Source organism: Brevibacterium mcbrellneri ATCC 49030 (assembly GCF_000178455.1).
In the GTDB taxonomy this organism is placed as follows: domain Bacteria; phylum Actinomycetota; class Actinomycetes; order Actinomycetales; family Brevibacteriaceae; genus Brevibacterium; species Brevibacterium mcbrellneri.
The window spans coordinates 89,016-109,525 of the sequence record NZ_ADNU01000016.1; the positions used below are offsets into that span (position 1 = coordinate 89,016).

A 20,510-nucleotide genomic window follows, 5' to 3' on the forward strand; every position below is an offset into this window, starting at 1 on the left:
TACCCGTGCTTGAACGGGGCGAGTGTGAGCCCGGGTGTGATCTTGGGTACGCTTACTCACGTGCACGTGTGCACATTGGCCCGGCAGCCAGCCGGTTGCACCTAACTAAAAGGAGAGATTCGTGGCATCGACACTAGATTCCGTCATCACCCTGGCTAAACGACGTGGCTTCGTTTTTCAGGCCGGTGACATTTATGGCGGGTCTCGTTCGGCATGGGACTACGGCCCGCTGGGCGTGGAACTGAAAGAAAACATCAAGCGACTGTGGTGGCAAGAATTTGTCCGAGGTCGTGAAGACATGGTGGGGCTGGACTCGTCGATCATTCTTCCGCGTCAGGTGTGGGAAGCCTCTGGCCACGTCGAAACCTTCGTGGACCCTCTTGTGGAATCCCTGCACACGCACAAGCGTTACCGTGCTGACCACCTCATTGAAGCGTATGTCGCAAAGCACGGAAAAGAACCAGAAAACGGGTTGGCTGACATCAACGACCCAGAAACAGGGCAACCGGGTAACTGGACCGAACCACAGCAGTTCTCGGGCTTGATGAAAACCTTCTTGGGCGCTGTTGACGACGGTCAAGGCCTGCACTACCTGCGCCCGGAAACAGCCCAGGGTATCTTCGTGAACTTCAACAACGTCGTCACGGCTGCCCGTCGTAAACCACCGTTTGGTATCGGCCAGGTGGGTAAGGCGTTCCGCAACGAAATCACTCCCGGAAACTTCATCTTCCGTACCCGCGAATTCGAGCAGATGGAGATCGAGTACTTCACCCACCCAGACGACGCGCAAAAATACTTCGACGAATGGGTCGACGCGTGCTGGAACTGGTTCGTGGACTTGGGCATCAACCCGGACAACATGCGCAAGTTCGATGTTCCAGCAGATGAGCGCGCGCACTATTCGGACGCCACGATTGACCTGGAGTACAAGTTTGGTTTCCAGGGCAACCCGTGGGGAGAACTCATGGGTGTGGCAAACCGCACTGATTTCGACCTGTCCAACCACACGGAGGCTTCTGGGGCTAAACTCCAGTACTTCGACCAGGCGACCGGAGACAGGTACACGCCGTACGTCATCGAACCGTCCTTCGGTCTGACTCGTTCCATGATGGCGTTCCTTGTCGACGCATACAGCGAAGACGAAGCTCCCAACACAAAGGGCGGAACAGACAAGCGCATTGTGCTCAAACTCGACCCACGTTTGGCACCGGTCAAGGCTGCGGTTCTTCCATTGTCGCGCAACGAAAAACTGTCACCACAGGCACGCGCTTTGGCCGCGAACCTGCGCAAGCGTTGGAACATCGACTTCGACGACGCCGGTGCTATCGGTCGCCGTTACCGTCGCCAAGACGAGATCGGTACACCATTCTGCATCACGTTTGATTTCGACTCGCTTGACGACAACGCTGTCACGGTGCGCAAGCGTGACGACATGAGCCAGGAACGTATCGCTATCGACGACGTCGAAAACTACCTGGCGCAAGGCCTGGGGTGCTAGAGCGCTCAGAGCGCGTGCACGTCACTTCTCAGCATGAGCCCCGCGCGTCGCGGTACGTGTGGGCGCTCATGCTCGTAGCGCTCGCACCGTTCGCGCTCCTGACAATTGTGGGCGTGATCGTGTACTGGCCCCATCACGTCGAGAGCACTGACGATCGTGATATTTATACGGTCACTGTCACCGCTGTTGACGCCGGTAAGTGCCAGGAAGCGGTCACGCCTGCCTGCGTGACGGTGAAGGCTGGGGACACAGTGGTGAAGCTTCCTCAAGAAGCGTCCATTCCCGAGGTGTCAGATACTCTGCGTGTTGTTGATGGGCAGACCGATGAAGAGGTGGTGTTCATCGACTACGACCGGCGCGTTCCTTTGGGTGTTCTAGGCGCGATCTACGTCCTAGCGATTCTTGTGGTGGCAGGATTCAGAGGTGCCCGTGCGCTCATTGGTCTGAGTATCGCGATGGTGGTCATTGTTGGTTTCATGCTCCCCTCGATTCTGAGCGGTCACTCAGCGATCGGTGCGGGGCTGACATCATCGGCTGCCATTCTTTTTTCTGTCCTGTATCTGGCCCACGGATTAAGCGCTAGAACAACTGTGGCGCTCATTGGGACGCTGGCCGGTGTCGCGATCTCTGGGGTTCTCGCGGTGATCTGGACACGTTGGGCGCACTTGGGTGGGCTCTATACAGACGAACTGTTCATTCTGAACACCTACTACGAACTTTCAGCATCCGACATCGTGATTTGTGGGGTGCTGATTTCCGGTATTGGCGTACTCAACGATGTTGCCATCACGCAGGTTGCTACGGTGTGGGAGCTTGCACAAACTGCTCAAGTTTCCTCTGTGCGATCTCTTTTCCGCTCGGCCATGCGAATCGGAAGAGACCATATCGCTTCGACCGTCTATACCGTGGTTTTTGCTTTCGCAGGTAGTTCACTTGCGGTTCTTCTGGTGACTGTGACAAGTGGCGCCAATCTTTTCACGCAACTCACTTTGGGCGAAATGTCGGCTCATGTCGTACTCACTCTTGTGACATCCATTGGGCTGGTGTGTGCCATTCCGCTTTCGACACTCATTGCTGCTTTTGTCGTCACGAGCGATGACGACGCGTCCCATCACTTGCGTGAAAACGCGTAGTTAGGTCAAGAAACGGTTACAAAATGCGGTAATTGGCCACTGATCGGCAATCCGAATTGTGACGTAGATCAATAAATCATTAGAGTTCACTTTATGACCGATCAGACTTCAACTCCGCTTGTGGAGATTACGGGCGTGGAAAAGTACTACGGCGACTTCCATGCCCTAAAAAATGTCAACCTCACTGTCGACAAGGGCGAGGTTGTTGTTGTGATTGGGCCGTCCGGTTCAGGTAAGTCCACGTTGTGCCGCACCATTAACCGGTTGGAAACCATCTCCGAAGGTTCCATCTCGATTGATGGAAAAGACCTCCCGCAGGAAGGTGCTGAGCTAGCAGCCCTGCGGTCGGATGTGGGAATGGTATTCCAGTCATTCAATCTGTTCGCGCACATGACCATTTTGGAAAACGTCACGCTGGGCCCCATCAAGGTTCGCAAAATGTCGAAAAAGGACGCGGACGAACTTGCGATGCAACTGCTCAAGCGTGTTGGCGTGGATCACCAAGCTCAAAAGTACCCGGCACAGCTCTCTGGTGGTCAGCAACAGCGTGTGGCGATTGCCCGCTCGCTGGCGATGAAACCCAAACTTATGCTGTTTGATGAGCCCACCTCGGCCTTGGACCCAGAAATGATCAACGAAGTTCTGGACACCATGGTCAACCTGGCAAAAGAAGGTATGACCATGGTGGTCGTCACTCACGAAATGGGATTTGCTCGCAAAGCAGCAAACCGTGTGGTGTTCATGGCAGACGGCGAAATTGTTGAAGTCGCCGAACCAGAAGAGTTTTTTACCAACCCCCAATCGGATCGGGCAAAAGATTTCTTGTCTAAGATCCTGACTCACTGAGGAGAAACCAATGAAGAAAGTAACGACACTCGTTGCGGGCTTGGCTGTGGGCATTCTCGCGCTTACCGGTTGCGGTAAAGAAGGTGCACCTGGCGAACAGGGCTCCGGCGGAGAAGCTCCTGAATACAAGGTTGCTGAAGGCGTCGACCTGGCAGACAGCCCAACGTGGAAGAAGGCCAAGGACGCTGGCAAGATCAAGGTGGGCGTGAAGTACGACCAGCCAGGTCTGGGTAACATCAGCGCCGGTGCTGACAAGCCCGAAGGCTTCGACATCGAAATCGCCAAGATGGTGTCCGCAAGCCTGGGATTCAAGGCTGACGAAATCGAGTTCGTGGAAACGGTTTCAGCTAACCGTGAACCGTTCCTGCAGCAGGGCAACGTCGACATGATTGTGGCAACCTACACCATCAATGACAAGCGTAAGGAAGTCGTTGACTTCGCTGGTCCGTACTACGTAGCTGGTCAGGACCTCCTGGTGAAGGCTGACTCTGACATCGATGGACCTGACAGCCTTGCTGGAAAGAAGGTCTGCTCGGTAGACGGATCGACCCCCGCTCAGAACATTCAGGAGAAGTACAAAGACGCTGAACTGGTCACCTATGACGCATACTCCAAGTGTGTGACCGACCTCCAGAGTGGCAACGTCGACGCCGTCACCACTGACGACGCGATCCTGCGCGGATACGCTGCTCAGTACAAGGACGAATTCAAGGTCGTTGGCAAACCATTCACAGAAGAGCCTTACGGAATTGGTCTTCCAAAGGACGACAAGGCTCTGCGTGACGCAGTGAACGACGCTCTCGAAGCATCGAAGGACAGCGGCGACTGGAAGAAGGCATTCGAATACACGCTGGGTGACTCCAGTGGTGTTGAACAGCCTCAACCTGACCGTTACTAATGTTGACGTGGTCGCCGGGTTCTCCCGGCGACCACCAGTCTGAGAAGGATCCTTGTGGATTTCGCTGATATTGTCATGCTGTTCCTCAGCGGTGTATGGGGAACGGTGAAGCTTTTTGGCGTCACCTTGGTGGGGTGCCTGGTGCTGGGTTCAATCCTGGCTGCCATGCGCGTGTCACCAACCCCGGTGTTGCGAGCTGCTGCCTCGGTGTACATCACCACGGTACGAAACACGCCTCTGACGCTTGTGATGTTTTTCTGCGTGTTCGGGTTGCCGTTTTTGGATATCCGCGCAAGCCATGATTCGGCTATCAACTCGTTTGTGCTCGCATGTGTTGCACTCATCGCTTACACCAGTTGCTTCGTCGCTGAAGTTCTCCGTTCAGGTATTTCAACGATCCCGGTAGGGCAGGCAGAAGCAGCCCGTGCGATTGGTCTGAACTTTGGTCAAACCTTGCGCTACGTCATCATGCCACAGGCGTTTCGCACGGTCATTCCACCCTTGGGAAGCGTCATTATTGCGATGCTGAAGAACACGTCAATCGCATCAGCGTTCAACAACCGAGAGATCATTTCAGCGATGCGCAACGCGATCGAGATGCGTGGTGACATCACACTTCTCGTCATTGCCGGAGCAGCCGTGTCCTATCTGATTTTGGCACTGATTCTTGGCCGAGTATTCACAATTCTGGAAAACAAGTGGGTGATTCACCGATGAGCGCATCTACTCAGGTGCTATTCGATGAGCCAGGACCCAAAGGCAAGCGCAACAATGTGATCCTGTCGATCGTCTCAGGTGTTCTGCTCCTTGGAATTGTTGCGTTTGTCGTGTGGAAGTTCTCTGCTGCCGGTCAGCTCGACGCAGCTAAGTGGGAACCATTCGCCTACGCGACGATCCAGAAGGCACTTTTCAAAGGTCTCCTCGCTACCCTCAAGGTCGCGGTTGTCGCGTCCGTTCTGGCGCTCATTCTGGGGGTCGTGTTTGCGCTTTTGCGCCTGTCGTCTAAGAAGTGGATTTCGGTCCCAGCGACCTTAGTGCTGGAGTTCTTCCGTGGACTCCCGGTTCTGTTGTTGATCTTTGCAACGTACCTGCTGTTCGGAAAGACCATTGGGTCGTTCTGGCCGGTGGTGATTGGGCTAACACTGTATAACGGCATGGTGATCGCCGAGGTCGTTCGCGCCGGGATCTTGGCAGTGCCCCGCGGGCAGCGTGAAGCAGCGCAGTCGATCGGACTGTCCGATTCGCAGACGATGAGTCTGGTGCTCATGCCACAGGCGTTCCGGGCTATGATGCCCACGCTGATTGCTCAGATCGTGGTTCTTCTCAAAGACTCGGCTTTGGGCTATATGGTGACGTACCAAGACCTTCTCCACCAGGTCAACATCATTGGTCGCCAGTACGGAAATCTGCTCCCCACGTTCATCGTGGGCGCGGTGATCTACATTGCGATCAACCTGATCGTCGCCGGAATTGCGCGGTGGCTCGAATCGCGCATGCAGCGCAAGACCGCGGCTACCACAGGAACTTCCAAGGGCGAAGACTAAAGGACTACAGCCATATCGCCAGCGCTACCGCACCTACAAGTGGGGGAGCGCTGGCGATTGCTATTGCGCACATGAGCGTGCGGCCGTATGACTCTCGGTCACCAGCCAACGTGACGGCCATGAGAACACGTGGCGGGGCCGCCAAAATCATGAACGAACCAGCCACATTAGCGGCGGCGACAACGCTTAAGCTACCCGTTACTGAGAGTGTTGCAATGGTAGGGGCAAACATCGCATTTGATGCGGTGTTTGAACCGGTCAGAATCGATCCCACGGCACCCAAGAGGGGACCCGGCCACGCGCCTGCCGGACTCAGCGCCTCCCCAATTGCGGTACTCATGTCGGAGGCCGCCATGACCCACCCCAGGATCATAAACAGCCCCGTGCTCACGCCAATGGGAACCCATGAGCGCAAAGCCTCTGGCACCTCGGCGATCATCCCCGACTGCCCGGGCAACACCCGGTACGCAACGACGCACGCAACAGCCAACCACACGGGCGGGAGCGCCAACCATTCCAGGGCAGGAACAAACATGGCAAGCACGCTGGCGCACAACAGACCGCCCGCTAACACCGCATAGGGCACGAGTTCGCGAACCGGAGGAGCCGGGATACGGGCCCCACCCAAGCGGTACACCACCAGGGACAGACCCATGAGTAGCGCGGAGCCGATCACACCGGCAAGCGGAGTTCCAATGAGCAGGTTTGTCACAAGGATTGAACCCCACAGGAACCCGGCTGAGGCGAACGTGGGAAGAGCCGCTCGCGCAAGCCCTGTTCCCCACGCAACTGTGAGCGCAACGACCACAAGTACCACCGAGTTGTACCACCCGGACATGACTCCCAGGGTGGTGAAATCAAAACCGGTTAGCGAGCTCGCAACAGCGGTTCCCGGAGCCAAGGCGCCCCACGGAACTGCGCACAAACCCAGAAGGCCAAAAAGGGCAGCTTTTGCCGGTTTATGGCCCAAGGTCACCAGGATCGGGACACCCACGGTCACGCCGATCCCAAATCCGGTGACGCACTCGACAAACGGCACCACTCCAAAGACGACGAACGCGGTACCAGCGCCGATTCCGGGAGTGGCGTTTGAGACCCAGTTGCCGATGGAGCGCATCGCACCACTGATCTGCATGAGCCTGGCCAAGATCATGCCGTTGAGCAAGATGAACAGAACTTCAGCGGTGATACCCAGATAGTCGGGCAGGCTGGGCCAGTCGAGGGGAGCGCCGGTGAACAAGACCACCAGCACGGCTGCGCCCACCGCACACACGCCGGCGACTGTGGGCGACAGCCTGCACGCCAACAACACGCACGGAAGCACGAGGGGGACAGACGCGAGTAACGGATTCACTTCTCTGTTGTATCAGCATGACATTTGTCATGGCTAGGTCATGATTTTTGCCTCATGTGCTCAAACGCTTGGTCCTTAAAGTTAGAAGTATGAACGAAAACAGCTCGCTCACGGTTGAGGAAGAAGAATCATGCTGACCGAGTTCGTGCGGGACCAGGCGTTCGCAATCGCCTGGCTCGCTGTGATGGCCGCCGGATGGTTCGGATGGTCACAGGAAGACCCGAAGCCGAGACTTCGCGGCTGGCTGGGAGCAGGCTCCGTCATCGGGCTCCTCTTCGCGATCGCGTTCGGGATCCTGGTGTGGCGCAACTGGTCGACGCCGACCATGCTCGAGGGGCGCTACTGGGTGTTCGGCCTCGTCGTGCTGGCCGAGACAGTGATCATCGGCGGTGGATGCATCGTGCTCGCTCGCCGCAAGCAGACACGATGGTACGGATGGTGGATCGGGCTGTGCGTGGCGTTGCACTTCGTGGCGCTGGTCTGGGTGTTCGAGGATTGGTCGTATCTCGTGCTGACGATCGTGCAGGTGATCGGGCTGTTGCTGATGCTGCCGGCGTTGCGACGCGGTACCTATGCGACGAGTCGCTGGGCCTGCCCCTGGATCGCGGTGACGTTTCTCCTCTTCGCCATCGTCTCGGGCATCAACTTCCTCATCAAACACGGCTACCCGTTCTGAAACGATTGGTTCTCAAGAATAAAAGTATGAACGAAAACAGCTCGGTCACATGCAGTGATGCGGATACTCCCGCACTTGAGATCAGACACGTCCTTAAATCCTTCCGGGGTCCAAAGGGTAAGCAGGTACGCGCGGTCAACGACCTTTCGCTCACAGTTGGCCAAGGCGAGATCGTGGCCCTTCTAGGTCCCAACGGGGCAGGGAAAACCGTGACCCTTGACATGGTGTTAGGACTGTCGCAACCAGACAGCGGTTCGTTGCGCGTGCTGGGGGTGAGTGCAAAAGAAGCGGTGCGCTTAGGGCACGTGTCGGCAATCCTTCAAACGGGTGCGCTCCTAGGGGACCTCACGGTCAAGGAGACCGTGCAGATGATCGCTTCCACCCATACAAACCACATTGGTGCCGATGAGGCCATCAACCGGGCCGGTATTGAGGCACTTGCGCACCGCAGGGTATCCAAGTGTTCGGGCGGTGAGCAGCAGAGGCTCCGCTTTGCTTTGGCGTTGCTTCCGGATCCCCGTTTGCTGATTCTTGACGAACCCACCACGGGGATGGACGTGAATGCTCGTACCGCGTTCTGGGAAACGATGCGCTCCGAAGCAACCGAAGGACGCACTATCATCTTCGCTTCGCACTATCTGAAGGAAGTTGAAGACTTCGCACAGCGAACGGTGCTCATGGCACACGGGCAGATTATTGCCGATGGTCCCACGAGTGAAATGCGCTCTCGTCTAGGAGGCAAAACAATCACTGCGCATCTGGAGGCTGATTTTGATATCAGTCAGCTGCCGGGTGTGACGAACATACAGCGCTCAGGCGACCGCGTTGAGCTCACATGTGACGACGCGGACTCCGCTGCACGCTATCTGCTCACCGAAACCACAGCGTGTGATCTAGAAATCCACACGGCCAGCCTTGACAGCGTGTTCGCGCTCCTCACAACCAAGGAGAACTCATGAGTACGATTCTGAACACGGGATACATCTGGATTGACCTCAAGCGCAATCTGCGACAGTACGTGGGGCTTTTCTTCGCAGTCTTCTTGCCGGTTTTCATGTTCGTCATTTTCGGAACCATGGCAGACTTCTCGAGTAACGAACTGGGCAGCGGTCGGGGGAATGTCACCGCGAGCATTATGGTCAACATGGGCGCCTACGCCGCGATTACGGCAACGACAGGACTCGCTGGGTCAGCGGCGGTCGAACTTCAGCAGGGGTGGGGTCGGCAAATCGGCATTACTCCATTCCCCACAGCTGGGTTCATCACAAGCAAGGTTGTCGTTGCACTGACATATTCGATCCTTGCGGTGGGAGCGGTGTATGTTACGGGGCTGTTTGTTGGCACGCGCATGGACGCGTGGGTGTGGCCAGCGACGTTTGGATTACTGATTTTAGGCGCAGTCACGTTTGCACTTTACGGCCTAGCCTTTGGACTGCTGTTCCGCAGTGAAGCAGCAGTAAGCGCTGCTAGCGGGCTTGTTGTCGTCATGATGTTTTTGGGTAACGCGTTTATGCCCTTGTCCGGAATCTTGCTCAAAGTGTCCGTGTTTGTCCCCGTATGGGGCATCACTCGGTTGGCGGCGTACCCACTTGATCAAGGTGAAAGCTTCGACGCGGCTACAGGTGATGTGATTCAGTACGAATTTTGGCAGATCCTTCTCAACGTGGTGGCATGGTCGATTGTTTTCGCGGTACTTTGTGTCATAGGCGCTCGTCGCGGAACTGGGCGCAAATAGGAAGTAGGGCATGAACGCGCGGAATATGTACGGGCTGATCTGGCTCGTTTTTCTGATCATCCCGCTGGTGCTCGTGTGGACGCTGCATCCGGTAGCAGTCGGGTGGAAGGTCCTAGGGACCTGTGGAACGGTTCTCTTCGGTGTGGTCTACTGCTGGATTGCGGTGAGTGGGCAGAAGCCGTTTGACCGGGTCGAACCACTGAAAATACGACACGTGGTTGCCGCGGCGGGTCTTCTGCTCATTCCGGTGTGTTTGACGATTCCCTCCTTGGGCGTGGCGGTGACGTCCTTTGCTCCGTACTTCGCGTCCCTGGGTGTCTTCGGACTGTCATTCGTTGCTGCTCTGTGCTGGTCAACTGCGACGCTATTTTTCACGGTTGCAGTGCCTCTGATTTTTAGTCCACAGAGTTTTCTCATGTCCGTAGCGGGGCCCGCTCTCGTGATCCTGTGTTTGACGTTGGTGAAGTTCATTGAGGTTCGTGAAGTTGCCGAACAGAAAATGAAGAACGAGCTCGATCTTGTTAAGGAGCGCGAAGCTATCTCACGCGACGTGCACGACATGCTAGGACACACGCTCACTGTGGTGTCCTTGAAATCCCAGCTTGCTCTGAAAACTGTGCACACCGACCCAGCGCGATGTGAAGCTGAACTGAGGGAGCTCATGACCCTGAACCAGCGTGCGCTTGAGGATGTGCGAACGACCGTTGGGCGCCTACGAACACCAGATCTGGCAACACAGGTAGATGAAGCAGAGAATGCCATGCGTGCCGCCGGTGTTCACGTCACGCGCCAGGGAGACTGGGCGACATGGGATCCGGAACGCCGAGCAGTCGTGGCATGGGCTGTACGCGAGGCCAGTACCAACATCATCCGCCACGCCAACGCGACATCATGCACACTCGCATTTGATGACAACGGGGTCACCGTAACGGATAACGGAAACGGCCTAGAAGGAAGCCGTGAAGGACACGGTCTCACTGGGCTACGTCGCCGAGTAGACGAAGCAGGCGGCACCGTGACGTTGAGCGACATGGGAGACGGAACCGAGCTACGTGTGGAGTTTGCATGACCATCAACATTGCTATCGCAGACGATCAGGCGCTCGTCCGGGGAGCACTGTCGGCACTCCTCGGGTTAGAACCCGATATCACTGTTGTGGGCGAAGCGGCATCGGGCACCGACGCTGTCGACATGTGCCTCAATAACAGTGTTGATGTAGCGCTTTTCGACATCGAAATGCCGGGCCTCAACGGAATAGAGGCGACACGTGAACTACACGACAAGGGGTGCGATACCAAGGTTCTCATTGTCACCACATTTGGTCGCCCGGGATATCTGCAACGGGCACTTGCCGCTGGTGCGAAAGGCTTTGTCGTCAAAGACGCTCCTGCAGAGGAACTTGCTGAAGCCATCCGAAAAGTCCACCGCGGAGAACAGGCCGTCGACCCTTCATTAGCGATCGAGTCGATTTCCTTGGGCCCGTCACCGCTGACAGAACGCGAACGCGAAGTCCTCGCAGTTGCCCACACCGGGGCAAGTGTCCGTACAATCGCAGACTCACTGTTCCTATCCGAGGGAACAGTCCGCAATCACTTGTCATCAGCGATCAGCAAGCTCGGGGTCGACAACCGTTCAACGGCAGCAATCGAAGCTGCCAAACGCGGATGGTTGTGAGAATGGTTGTGAGTCAGCTTCACCCAATTTGACTACCACGAGACAATAGAAGGGTGACTGCTGTAATCGAACGACCCAATGTGCCTGCCACCCCGCCTGCGCTTTCAATCGGTCCTATTGAATTGGACTCCCCGGTTGTGTTGGCGCCCATGGCTGGAATTACCAACACGGCCTTCCGCCGTCTGTGCCGCGAATACGGCGCTGGCCTCTACGTCACCGAAATGGTGACCACACGCGCACTGGTCGAACGCAGCCCCAAAAGCATGAGGATCATCCATCACGAACCCTATGAAACACCTCGGTCGGTTCAACTCTACGGAGTCGACCCGGTAACCGTAGGGCAGGCGGTACGGATGCTGGTCGAAGAAGACCGGGCCGACCACATTGACCTCAACTTCGGTTGCCCAGTGCCCAAAGTGACCCGCAAAGGCGGGGGATCGGCGCTTCCGTGGAAGATCGACCTTTTCACAGCGATTGTCACCACCGCAGTTCGCGAAGCCGGCGACATTCCCGTGACCGTGAAAATGCGCAAGGGCATCGACGCAGATCACTTGACGTACCTTGACGCCGGTCAGATCGCAGCCCGCGCTGGAGTCGCAGCCATGACTTTGCACGGTCGCACTACTGCTGATCTCTACTCCGGAACCGCCGACTGGGACGCGATCGCTAGGCTCAAAGACACGATCGGTGACGCCATACCCGTGTTGGGTAACGGCGACATTTTCAGCGCCGAGGACGCTCAAGCCATGATGGCGAAAACCGGGTGCGACGGAGTTGTGATTGGCCGAGGTTGTCAGGGCCGTCCGTGGCTGTTTGGTGATCTGCAGGCGGCTTTGAACGGATCTGATGAACGCATTCGTCCCAACTTAGGTGAAGTTGCCCAAACCGTGTACACCCACGGCGTGTATCTGGCCGAATACTATGACGACGAGTTCTACGGTGTGCGTGACCTGCGCAAACACATCGCATGGTATTTCAAGGGCTACCCCGTGGGTGGAGACCTCCGCAAACGGCTGGCGCACGTGTCCTCGTTAGAGGAACTGCGCGCGCTGCTAGACGAACTCGACCACACCGCACCGTACCCCGGTGAGGCGGCAGAAGGGTCCCGAGGTCGCACCACCCGGGCGAAGCGTCCGCACCTTCCCGACGGGTGGCTGTCATCGCGCACCTTTAGCGAAGACCTGCGCGAAGAACTGTCCCTTGCTGAACTCGACGTGTCAGGCGGATAAGTGCTGGTAAGTCAGACAGGCGAATACAGCGGCACCGACCGCGAACGGTGGGTCGACGAAGCCGCAAAGAACCCGCGCCGTTCAGCTTTCCAACGCGACCGAGGTCGTGTCCTGCACTCCTCGGGACTGCGCCGTCTCGCGGCAAAAACCCAGGTGGTCTCACCCGGAACGGACGACTTCGTCCGTAACCGCCTCACCCACTCACTCGAAGTGGCCCAGGTAGGACGTGAACTGGGCCGGTACCTAGGCGCGGACCCAGACATTGTCGAAACAGCGTGCCTGAGCCACGACCTCGGGCACCCTCCCTTTGGACACAACGGCGAAACCGTCCTAGACGAAGTGACCAAAGACATTGGTGGGTTTGAAGGGAACGCGCAGACGCTGAGAGTCTTAAGCCGTCTGGAACCGAAAGTTCTGCTGGAAGACGGCAGGTCTGCTGGCCTCAACCTCACGCGCGCAACTCTGGACGCCTGTATCAAATACCCGTGGAGCCGCGCAGAAGCCCCCACGCCGAAAAGCGCGTCAGGGTCGATCCGAAAATTTGGCGTTTACGACGACGACCGCGACGTCTACGACTTTGTACGCGAGGGCCGGGACAGCGGAACCAGGTGTATCGAAGCCCAGATCATGGACGTGTCCGACGACATCTCCTACTGCGTTCACGACGTGGAAGACGCAGTGAACTCCGGTCACTTGAACCTGTTCGCCTACACACATGACGAAGCGCTCGCAGGACTCATCGACGTGACCCGGTCGTGGTACATGCCAGGGGCGCGCGACGACGACATTGTGGCGGCGTTCGACCGCCTGCAAGCCGCCAAGTACTGGCCCAAGGAACCCTACGACGGATCGCGCCGGGCACAGGCAACGCTTAAGCATATGACGAGCCAGCTCATCGGACGGTTCACCTCGGCAACCGAAGCGGCCACGCGTGAAGAATACGGGTGGGAACCCCTCACCAGGTACGCGGGCAACGTCGTCGTTCCGGCTGCCACGCGCCATGAAATCGCGGTTCTCAAGGGACTCGCCACCGTGACGGTCATGGTGGCCGAAGACCGCGTGCGCCTCCAGCGTATTCAGGCCGGGGTTCTGCGCGATCTGTGTGACTACTACATGACCCACCCGGAGTCCATGGACACCATGTTCTGGTGCGACTACCGGGACGCTGAAGACGACAGTGCAAAAGTGCGCATCGTCGTCGACCAAGTGGCCTCGCTCACCGACCACTCAGCATGGGCGGAATACCACAAGATGCAAGCCAACACCGCAACTCTGTTGTAGGTAGCGTAGGCACCATGGTGGGACGTATCGGCAGAGAAGATATCGACGAGGTTCGGTCGCGTTCGCCTATCGACGAAGTCGTAGGCGAATACGTATCGCTCAAGAACGCGGGAATCGACTCGAAGAAGGGCCTGTGCCCCTTCCATGACGAACGCACCCCCAGCTTCAACGTCCGGCCTTCGATCGGGCGTTATCACTGTTTTGGGTGTGGGAAATCCGGTGACGTTTTTGAGTTCATCATGGAAATGGACGGCCTCACTTTCGTTGAAGCCGTTCAACGCCTGGCCGAACGCGCCGGAGTCCAACTGTCCTATACCGGCGCACCCAGTGGAGATTCGGGTTCCGTGCGTCAAAGCATTATGGAAATGCACCAGGTCGCAGCGGACTTCTACCGTGAACAGTTCGCGTCACCTGTCGCGTCCGTTGCACGGGAATATATGGCGGGCCGAGGTTTCGAACAGCAGACGCTGGACACGTTCGGCGTTGGTTTCTCCCCGCAGGGTTGGGATGGTTTGCTGTCGCACTTGCGCGGGCGCGGTTTCCGAGTTGAGGACATGGAAAAAGGCGGTCTTGTCATTGCGGGCAGGCGCGGTCACTATGACCGTTTCCGAGGTCGTCTCATGTGGCCCATCCGGGATGTCACCGGGCGGGTGATCGGTTTTGGGGCTCGCAAACTGTTTGATGAGGACCAAGGCCCTAAGTACCTCAACACGCCAGAGACGCCTGTGTATCACAAGAACAAAGTGCTCTACGGTCTTGACCTCGCGAAACGTCCTATCGCAAAGACGAAACGCGCAGTGGTTGTTGAAGGCTACACGGACGTCATGGCCGCCCACATCAGCGGTGTCACGCAAGCCGTCGCCACGTGTGGAACCGCTTTTGGATCTGAACACGTGAGTATCCTTCGGCGCATGATGAACGACGACGCGACCGCGGAAGTGATCTTCACCTTCGACGGTGACGAAGCCGGACAGAAAGCAGCCTTGAAAGCATTCGGTGACGATCAGCGGTTCTTGGCGCAGACCTCGGTCGTGGTTGAACCGGGCGGACGTGACCCCGCAGACCTCTGGAAGGAAAAAGGCGAAGGGGCCGTGCGTGACCTCATCGAATCCAGACGCCCGCTTTTTGAGTTCGTCATCGACATGACCGTCGCACAGTTCGACGCCTCAACAGTCGAAGGTCAAGTAGCAGCGATCAGAGCGGCCGCACCCGTGATCGCGGGCATCAAAGACGTGGCGCTGCGACCTGGATATGAACGCTACGTAGCGGGCCTGGTAGGAGTCGACACCGACCAAGTGGTACGCGCGGTGCGGGCGTACCAGCGCAATCAGAACCAGCGTCAGCAATCAAACCAGCAACAACCCAACCAGCCTCAACACCAGTTTCAACAGGCTACTCAGAGCCCGCTCAGCGGACCGGACCCCACCCAGTCAGCGGGGTACCGGGTGGAACGCGGAGCACTCATGGTGGCACTCCAGTACCCGCAGTACGTCAACGCCAAACTCTTTGACGCGCTCAACGGAAAAGTGTTCGACGACCCTCGCCACCGCGCCATTCACGAAGCGATGAAACAGGCCGGGGGAGTGCGGAGCGGCGCCGAATACCCCGCACGCTGGGCAGATGCCGTCCGCGAAGCAACACCCCACGAGCTTGTCCCCTTGGTGAGCGAACTCACTATGGCGCCACTTCCTGCCACCAATGCCGACGGAATCGAGCGCTACAGCCGAGGAATCGTAGCCCGCCTGTTCGACAAAGACATGGTGCGAATTAGCGGACTCCTCCACGCCCGCCTGCGCCGCACGGACCCGAACGACACCGCAACGACCTCGGAATTGTTACAACAACTCACCCTGTTAGAACAGCAACGCGTTCACCTACGGCAGTTCATGTGACGTCAGTCAATCAGCTGCTGTTCGCGTGCTTTCGCAACAGCGCTGGTGCGATTGTCCACACCCAACTTGTCGAAGATATGAACCAAGTGTGTCTTCACTGTGGCCTGGGAAATAAACAACTCTTGGGCAATCTCTTTGTTCGTGTGTCCGGTGGCAACAGCTTGGAGAATCTCAAGCTCACGGGCAGAAAGTGACGTGCGCGGCTGCGTGAGCCTGCGTGTCAGGGCCACAGTCACCTCATCAGACATGACCGGTCTGCCCTCATTCACCGCGCGAACAGCACGCGTGAGCTCTTCTGGTGGCGCGTCCTTGAGAAGATACCCCTGCGCACCTGCATTCATGGCAGCAACGATGAGGTTCTCTGTGTCGAAAGTGGTCAAGATCAACACCGGTGGGCCGCCCATTCTTCCCAGCTCCGCAGTGAGCTCCACGCCGTCCATCTGGGGCATCTGAATGTCGCTGACCACAACATCGACCTGGGTGGAAGCCAGAATGTCGAGTGCTTCGCGGCCCGTTCCAGCCTGCGCCACTACGTCGATGTCGTCCCCAGTGTTAAGAACCGCGCTCAAACCCGCTCGGACAACCGGATGGTCATCGACTAAGAGAACCCGAATCATCTATCCTCCACCGGAATCACAATGTGCACTGAACAGCCTTCGCCAACAGCGGTCTCGACAGAGAGCTGACCTCGTACGCTCGCTACCCTTTCAGTCAAAGCGCGCAAGCCGTAGCCGTACGCCCCCGCAAAGCCCACTCCGTTATCCACAACGTCTAAGCTCACGTGGGCGTCCCAGTACGCCAAAGTCACCTTTGCACGCGTGCACCGTGAATGGAATGACACATTGGACAACAGGCTCTGCGTGGCACGGATCAGCGACTGTTTCACCTCCGGTGTGAGCGGGTATGGGTCCCCGGTCACTTCAAACTCGCAGTCGATGTCAGCGCCCACTGCGGTACTCGCCCGTTCAACTGCGTGACATTCCGCCCTCAGAGTGGGGTGTAAGTCAGAGGTGCCAAGAGGGGACCCGTGTAAGAATTCACGGGCCTGTTGCAAGTTGCTTTGAGCGGTATCTTCGATGAGATGAAGGGTTTCACGCCCGGAAGTGTCCACATGCGGTTCGAGCGAGCGGCTCAAAAGAAGAATCGAGGTGAAGCCCTGTGAAAGCGTGTCGTGGACATCTGCGGCGAGCTTCTCACGTTCAGCAAGACGACCCGCCCGGTGCTGGCTCAAAGAAATCTGCGTTTGTGCACGTTGCAGTTCCTCGTACGCGTTGCCCATGGCTTCGGCCTCTTTTCGCAGCTCTTGGTACAGGATGCTCACCACGGTTGCGACACACGCCCCTATCGTAGGGCCCAACAAGTACCCGGTATTGAATACTCCGTGGCGATACGAACTGGCCAGAATCGTGAACAACATGACCAGGATCACTGGAGCTGCCACATACGGCCGGTACGCGTGGAGAACAATAAAAAACAGGGGAAAGCTCACCCACGCGAAACTCATGGACGACAGCATCAGGCCCGCCCACAAAATGAGGATCGCCGCTAGCCACCACGACCTGAGCGGAATAGGGTTGAAACGCTCAGGATGTTTGGAGTGCTGCATTTCGGCGACCGTGCCCACCAGGTACAGCCCCGCAAGCATCAACGTCAAAATGAGAATCATCATGAGCACGGCCGGGTGCTGATCAAATGTGACGATGAAGCGCACGACTCCCACACCCAGCATGACAGCAAAAGCGACATGCAGGGTCACGCGCATAGCGCGCAGGATCTGCGGCAACTGACTGTGCGACATCCTAGTGCTCCCAGTTGAGGCTACGTTCGACCGCCTCATTCCACCGGGCACGCAAATGCTCACGCGTACGAGAATCCATGTGAGGGACAAATTCGCGGTCTTTTCTCCACAACGACGCGACATCCCCGTGCGAATACAAGCCCGCTCCCACGCCAGCGGCGAAACTCGCCCCAACGGCAGTCGATTCGGTTTCTTTTGGGCGCACAACCGGAGTGCTGAGAATATCGGATTGGAACTGCAAGAACGCGTCGTTCACGCTCATCCCGCCGTCTACCCGGATCGCCCTCAAATCCGTACCCACGTCCGAAACCAAAGCGTCAACGACCTCGGCGGCCTGAAAAGCCGTTGAGTCCAAAGCCGCGCGGGCAATGTGAGCTGCGGTGGTAAAACCAGTCATGCCCACAATGGTGCCGCGCGCATCCGGTCGCCACCGGGGTGCGAACAGCCCAGCGAACGCGGGAACAAAAAACACGCCACCGGAATCTTCCACGGAAGCAGCCAGCGTTTCGACCTGCTCTGATGAGGAAATAACTCCCAGGTTGTCGCGCAACCACTGAACCAAGGAACCGGCAACCGCAATTGAGCCCTCCAACGCGTACTGGAGTGGTCCGTCAGCGATCTGATACGCCACGGTGGATACGAGGCCGTGGTTCGAACGGACAATCTCCGTGCCCGTATTGGTCAGCAAAAAACATCCAGTGCCGAACGTGACCTTGGTGTCGCCGGGGCTGAAACACACCTGCCCAAATGCGGCAGACTGCTGATCACCTAGAACACCGGTCACGGCAGTTCCACTCAACAGCTGGTTGGAACGCACCGTGCCCAGTTCGCCCACCGACGGGCAGATACGGGGGAGCAGGTGCTCAGGGATGCCGGTGAGGTCCAGCATGTGCTGGGACCACTGGCCGGTGCGAATGTCCATGAGCATGGTGCGCGACGCGTTTGTCACGTCAGTGACGTGCTCACCGGTGAGGTTGAACAGGAGCCACGCGTCGATCGTGCCAAACCGGAGTTCACCTTTTTCTGCGCGTGCGCGGGCGCCCTCCACGTGGTCCAGGATCCACATGAGCTTGATGGCTGAAAAGTACGTGTTGACGGGTAATCCGGTGATGGCGGCGATGTCGTCAGCGTTTTCGCTTAACTGTTCGACATACTCACTTCCACGCGTGTCTTGCCACACGATTGCCGGGTAAATGGGCCGGCCGGTGGAGGCGTCCCACACGACTGTGGTTTCGCGTTGATTCGTCACCCCCACACAGGCGATGTCTGCGCCTGTCAACTGGGCTTTACCCAGAGCAGAACCGATCACTTGGCGACTTGTGCGCCAAATTTCTAGCGGATCGTGTTCGACCCAACCGCCACGCGGAAAGTGCTGTGTGAACTCTTGGGAGGACTGAGCAACAGTGCGGCCATCCTCAGTGAAGATGACCGCACGTGTTGACGTCGTTCCTTCGTCGAGTGAAAGAACGTAACCCATCTTTAGGCGCGCTTAGGCAGGGCAGGGAAGTCGACTCCAGCCATGTCAGCCAAGCAACGGACTACCTGGCACGAGTAGCCGTACTCGTTGTCGTACCACACGTACACCACAACACGGTCGCCGTCGACGATCGTCGCCAGACCGTCCACCACACCGGCACGCTTTGAACCCACGAAGTCGGTGGAAACGACCTCGGGGGAGTTGATGTAGTCAATCTGGTTGCGCAGGCTCGAGTGCAAGGAAGTGTTGCGCAGGAACGTGTTGAGTTCGTCAACCGTGGTTTCGCGCTCTAGATTGAGGTTCAGAATCGCCATGGACACGTTAGGGGTGGGGACGCGAATCGCGTTACCCGAAAGCTTGCCCTTGAGTTCAGGAAGTGCCTTGGCAACAGCCTTAGCTGCACCGGTTTCGGTGAGCACCATGTTGAGTCCGGCGGCACGTCCACGGCGTGCACCCTTGTGGAAGTTGTCGATGAGGTTCTGGTCGTTCGTGAAAGAGTGAACCGTTTCCACGTGACCGTTCTTCACACCGTATTCGTCGTTGAGCACCTTGAGCACCGGGGTGATCGCGTTCGTGGTGCACGACGCGGCGGAGAGGATCGTGTCGCTGTCTTCGATAGCGGAGTTGTTGACACCGTACACAATGTTTTTGATGTCACCTTTACCAGGAGCGGTGAGGATGACTTTGCCAACGCCCTTGGCTTTCAGGTGCTGGCCCAGACCCTCTTCGTCGCGCCAACGACCAGTGTTGTCCACGACGATCGCGTCGTTGATGCCGTACTGGGTGTAGTCCACGGTTGATGGGTCAGAGGAGTAGATGACCTGGATGAGGACACCGTTGGCCAGGATCGTGTTGTTCTCTTCGTCCACCGTAATGGAGCCGTCAAACTTTCCGTGAACGGAGTCGCGACGCAGAAGCGAGGCGCGCTTGATGATGTCGTTTTCACCGTTCTTGCGGACCACGATCGCGCGAAGACGCATCCCGGTTCCGCCGTTGCGGTCCACCAGAATTCGGGCAACCAGGCGACCGATACGTCCGAACCCGTAGAGGACAACGTCGCGTGGCTCTGGGGACTCTGGCCCGTCAATAACGGTGGAAAGTTCGTTTTTGAGGTACTCGCCGAGGTCGCCGCCGGCTTCGCGGTATCCGGCAGCCAGGCGTCCCAGGTCCAGGCGGGCGCCGGTCAAGTTGAGTTTCTGGAGTTCGTTGACGATCGCAAGGGTTTCGTTGAGGTCCAGGTCTTTTCCGTCAAAGTGGCGTGCGTAGCGGTGCGCCTTGACGATTCCGATGGTGGACTTGTTCAGTAAAGAACGTCCATAGATAGTCAGCAGAACGTCGTTGTTACGGAACAGACGCCCAACTCCAGGCAGGATCTGTTCGGCAAGTTCGGACTTAGTGTTCCACTCTTGCAGTTTGGTGTTTGCCACTTCGCTCACAGCGACTCCTTCGTGTTTGTGTGCACGTTTTGTGCTGAT

Annotated in this window: 19 protein-coding genes; 14 read left to right on the forward strand and 5 right to left on the reverse strand. The window is 57.5% G+C overall.

The annotated features are described in order from the left end of the window. Nucleotides 1-121: 121 nt before the first annotated feature. The 6 genes from HMPREF0183_RS02445 to HMPREF0183_RS02470 all read left to right on the forward strand — a co-directional run bounded on the left by HMPREF0183_RS02445 (nt 122) and on the right by HMPREF0183_RS02470 (nt 5,919). Entirely contained in the window at nt 122-1,498 is a 1,377-nt protein-coding gene (locus tag HMPREF0183_RS02445; RefSeq protein WP_005882468.1) for a glycine--tRNA ligase, read from the forward strand. Beyond that, nucleotides 1,492-2,631 carry a YibE/F family protein gene (locus tag HMPREF0183_RS02450; protein ID WP_005882470.1) on the forward strand — a complete coding sequence of 380 codons (1,140 nt, stop codon included), beginning with the start codon at nt 1,492-1,494 and terminating at the stop codon, nt 2,629-2,631. The genes HMPREF0183_RS02445 and HMPREF0183_RS02450 overlap by 7 nt, the downstream gene beginning before the upstream one ends. A 93-nt stretch (nt 2,632-2,724) precedes the next feature. Then, entirely contained in the window at nt 2,725-3,477 is a 753-nt protein-coding gene (locus HMPREF0183_RS02455) for an amino acid ABC transporter ATP-binding protein (RefSeq protein WP_005882472.1), read from the forward strand. Between the two features lie 10 nt (nt 3,478-3,487). Next, the gene (locus HMPREF0183_RS02460) at nt 3,488-4,375 is read left to right on the forward strand and encodes a glutamate ABC transporter substrate-binding protein (RefSeq protein ID WP_005882474.1); all 888 of its coding nucleotides are present in this window, start codon (nt 3,488-3,490) and stop codon (nt 4,373-4,375) included. Nucleotides 4,376-4,429: 54 nt separating this feature from the next. Then, the gene (locus HMPREF0183_RS02465) at nt 4,430-5,092 is read left to right on the forward strand and encodes an amino acid ABC transporter permease (protein ID WP_005882476.1); all 663 of its coding nucleotides are present in this window, start codon (nt 4,430-4,432) and stop codon (nt 5,090-5,092) included. After that, nucleotides 5,089-5,919, forward strand: a complete 831-nt coding sequence (locus tag HMPREF0183_RS02470; RefSeq protein WP_005882478.1) for an amino acid ABC transporter permease — start codon at nt 5,089-5,091, stop codon at nt 5,917-5,919. The genes HMPREF0183_RS02465 and HMPREF0183_RS02470 overlap by 4 nt, the downstream gene beginning before the upstream one ends. 4 nt (nt 5,920-5,923) lie before the next feature. Here the strand turns inward: HMPREF0183_RS02470 and HMPREF0183_RS02475 are convergent, their stop codons facing one another. Beyond that, nucleotides 5,924-7,273 (reverse strand): L-lactate permease, encoded by a 1,350-nt coding sequence (locus tag HMPREF0183_RS02475; protein ID WP_040347720.1) that lies wholly within the window; start codon nt 7,271-7,273, stop codon nt 5,924-5,926. Between the two features lie 130 nt (nt 7,274-7,403). On the opposite strand from HMPREF0183_RS02475, the gene HMPREF0183_RS12005 reads away from it, so the two are divergent. From HMPREF0183_RS12005 to dnaG, 8 genes are read left to right on the forward strand one after another with little or no spacing between them, the layout of a single operon-like run. Further along, a complete protein-coding gene (locus HMPREF0183_RS12005) occupies nt 7,404-7,949 on the forward strand; it encodes a hypothetical protein (RefSeq protein ID WP_005882482.1) in 546 nt (181 codons plus the stop codon). Between the two features lie 26 nt (nt 7,950-7,975). After that, nucleotides 7,976-8,908: an ABC transporter ATP-binding protein gene (locus HMPREF0183_RS02485; protein ID WP_005882484.1), complete on the forward strand. Its 933-nt coding sequence runs from the start codon at nt 7,976-7,978 to the stop codon at nt 8,906-8,908. After that, nucleotides 8,905-9,684, forward strand: a complete 780-nt coding sequence (locus HMPREF0183_RS02490) for an ABC transporter permease (protein ID WP_005882486.1) — start codon at nt 8,905-8,907, stop codon at nt 9,682-9,684. Before HMPREF0183_RS02485 ends, HMPREF0183_RS02490 begins: the two co-directional genes overlap by 4 nt. Nucleotides 9,685-9,694: 10 nt before the next feature. Continuing rightward, on the forward strand, nt 9,695-10,753 hold the full coding sequence (locus tag HMPREF0183_RS02495) for a sensor histidine kinase (RefSeq protein WP_005882488.1): 1,059 nt from the start codon (nt 9,695-9,697) through the stop codon (nt 10,751-10,753). After that, entirely contained in the window at nt 10,750-11,358 is a 609-nt protein-coding gene (locus HMPREF0183_RS02500; RefSeq protein ID WP_005882489.1) for a response regulator transcription factor, read from the forward strand. The genes HMPREF0183_RS02495 and HMPREF0183_RS02500 overlap by 4 nt, the downstream gene beginning before the upstream one ends. A gap of 53 nt (nt 11,359-11,411) precedes the next feature. Further along, nucleotides 11,412-12,587 (forward strand): tRNA dihydrouridine synthase DusB, encoded by a 1,176-nt coding sequence (gene dusB / locus HMPREF0183_RS02505; protein WP_156798060.1) that lies wholly within the window; start codon nt 11,412-11,414, stop codon nt 12,585-12,587. After that, the gene (locus HMPREF0183_RS02510) at nt 12,588-13,868 is read left to right on the forward strand and encodes a deoxyguanosinetriphosphate triphosphohydrolase (RefSeq protein ID WP_005882493.1); all 1,281 of its coding nucleotides are present in this window, start codon (nt 12,588-12,590) and stop codon (nt 13,866-13,868) included. Between the two features lie 14 nt (nt 13,869-13,882). Beyond that, nucleotides 13,883-15,760 (forward strand): DNA primase, encoded by a 1,878-nt coding sequence (gene dnaG / locus HMPREF0183_RS02515; protein ID WP_005882494.1) that lies wholly within the window; start codon nt 13,883-13,885, stop codon nt 15,758-15,760. Between the two features lie 2 nt (nt 15,761-15,762). Here the strand turns inward: dnaG and HMPREF0183_RS02520 are convergent, their stop codons facing one another. From HMPREF0183_RS02520 to HMPREF0183_RS02535, 4 genes are read right to left on the reverse strand one after another with little or no spacing between them, the layout of a single operon-like run. Next, nucleotides 15,763-16,377, reverse strand: a complete 615-nt coding sequence (locus HMPREF0183_RS02520) for a response regulator transcription factor (RefSeq protein ID WP_005882496.1) — start codon at nt 16,375-16,377, stop codon at nt 15,763-15,765. Next, nucleotides 16,374-17,558 carry a sensor histidine kinase gene (locus HMPREF0183_RS02525; RefSeq protein ID WP_005882498.1) on the reverse strand — a complete coding sequence of 395 codons (1,185 nt, stop codon included), beginning with the start codon at nt 17,556-17,558 and terminating at the stop codon, nt 16,374-16,376. The genes HMPREF0183_RS02520 and HMPREF0183_RS02525 overlap by 4 nt, the downstream gene beginning before the upstream one ends. Before the next feature lies 1 nt (nt 17,559). Further along, nucleotides 17,560-19,035 carry a glycerol kinase GlpK gene (gene glpK, locus HMPREF0183_RS02530; RefSeq protein WP_005882500.1) on the reverse strand — a complete coding sequence of 492 codons (1,476 nt, stop codon included), beginning with the start codon at nt 19,033-19,035 and terminating at the stop codon, nt 17,560-17,562. A 2-nt stretch (nt 19,036-19,037) separates the two neighbouring features. Continuing rightward, entirely contained in the window at nt 19,038-20,471 is a 1,434-nt protein-coding gene (locus HMPREF0183_RS02535; RefSeq protein WP_005882502.1) for a glyceraldehyde-3-phosphate dehydrogenase, read from the reverse strand. Nucleotides 20,472-20,510: the final 39 nt, after the last annotated feature.